This window comes from Paenirhodobacter hankyongi, assembly GCF_003664585.1.
Classification (GTDB): domain Bacteria; phylum Pseudomonadota; class Alphaproteobacteria; order Rhodobacterales; family Rhodobacteraceae; genus Rhodobacter; species Rhodobacter hankyongi.
Genome location: NZ_RCHI01000045.1, coordinates 1 through 1,562, shown reverse-complemented (window position 1 = coordinate 1,562; position 1,562 = coordinate 1). Strand labels below are relative to the sequence as shown.

The window sequence follows — 1,562 nt, the reverse complement described above, 5'->3', positions numbered from 1 at the left end:
CTGGTCAACCTCTCGGGCCTGACGGCACAGCAGCGGGTTTTCCTCGGCGCAATCTCGGGCAGCTCGAGCGGCACGCTCACGCTTGGCGGCAGCTTCCGCTTCGACCCGACCGCGGCCTTCTCGACCTGGTATGAGGCGACGACCGAGGCCTCGATCGCGGCGCCGATGACGGCCCTGCGCGGTGCGCTTGGAGATCTTGCCGCCGCCGTGCGCGCCGAGACCGCCCGCGCCGCGCATGAGACCGCAGTGACCGGCCTCAACACCTATGTCGCGGGGCTGACCAGGAATGCGCTCGGCAACTACTTCGTCACCGACGCCGACCTTGCCGCGATGGCGGGGATCATCGGCCTCGACACGACCGGGCAGACCGCGCTGCAGCTGCGCCGCGCCATTGCCGGCTATGACGCCGCCGACCTCCTGTCCTCGACGATCTACGACCCGACCGGCAACCTCGAGGCAGCCTATCTCGCCTCGGTCGCGCCACAGGACAGCACGCCCGCGCCGGCCTCCTACGCGCTCAGCGATTACCGGCTTCAGCGGGTCAGCCCCTTCGCCTTCCTCGTCACCGGCCCGCTTGGTGGACGGCGGGTCTTCAGCGCAGCCACGGAGGATCTCGTCAAAGACCAGATCGCATCGCAGGGCTTCCCCGCCTTCGCCCGCGGCGGCACCCATGACGGCGGCCCGGCCTATATCGGCGAGAACGACCTCGAGCTCGTCGCCCCCTCGCGGATCTACAACCCCTCCGAGACGCGCTCGATGCTCGACAACCGGCAGGTCGTCGAGGAGCTCCGCGCCCTGCGCGAGGAGCTGCGCGCACTCAAGGACGAGAGCCGCCAGCTTGGCCTGCAGACCGCCGACAACACGCGCAGCATCGCGAAGGTCACCCGCAAATGGGACGTGACGGGGATGCCGAAGGAGACCGCATGAGGATTATCGAACCGATCGCCATCACCGAGGCGATGCTCCTGGCGTCGAATGTCGCCGAGACCGACGCCCCGGCCTGGGATGCCGGAGCGGGGTATGACGTCGCCGAGCAGGTCATCCGCGGCCATGCCGTCTATCAGGCCGTCGCCGCGAGCACAGGACAGGACCCTCTCACCGATGCCACCAGCACCTACTGGGTCCGCCTCGGCGCCACGAACCGATGGAAGGCATTCGACAAGTTGATCTCTGACCCGGTGGCGCAGGCGGGCACCATCACCTACAGCCTGCGGCCGGACATGCTCTCCGATGCCATCGCCTTCTTCGGGCTCAGCGCCGCCTCGATCCGCGTCGCGGTCACCGATCCCGTCGACGGGATCATCTATGACCAGACCCGCAGCCTGATCGACGGTGGCGCGGTCTTCGACTGGTGGTCGTATTTCTTCGAGCCGATCACCTATGCGGATCAGGAGATCGTCACCGGCATCCCGATCTACACCGGTGCACAGGTTGACATCACCCTGACCTCGGGCGGCCTCACCGAGGTCGGCCAGATCGTGCTCGGTCGCGCGCAGGTGCTCGGCGAGACGCTGGTCGACACCGAGATTGGGATCGAGGATTTCTCGGTGAAGGAGCGCGAC

1 protein-coding gene and 1 pseudogene are annotated in these 1,562 nt (G+C 67.7%); both read left to right on the top strand.

The genetic code is table 11. From position 1 onward, the window contains the following. A pseudogene (locus DYS74_RS18760) lies at positions 1–927 on the top strand (hypothetical protein); the annotation flags it as partial. Beyond that, positions 924–1,562: hypothetical protein (locus tag DYS74_RS18365; protein ID WP_121535061.1), on the top strand; the 639-nt coding region annotated here is incomplete at its 3' end. The pseudogene DYS74_RS18760 and the gene DYS74_RS18365, both read left to right, overlap by 4 nt.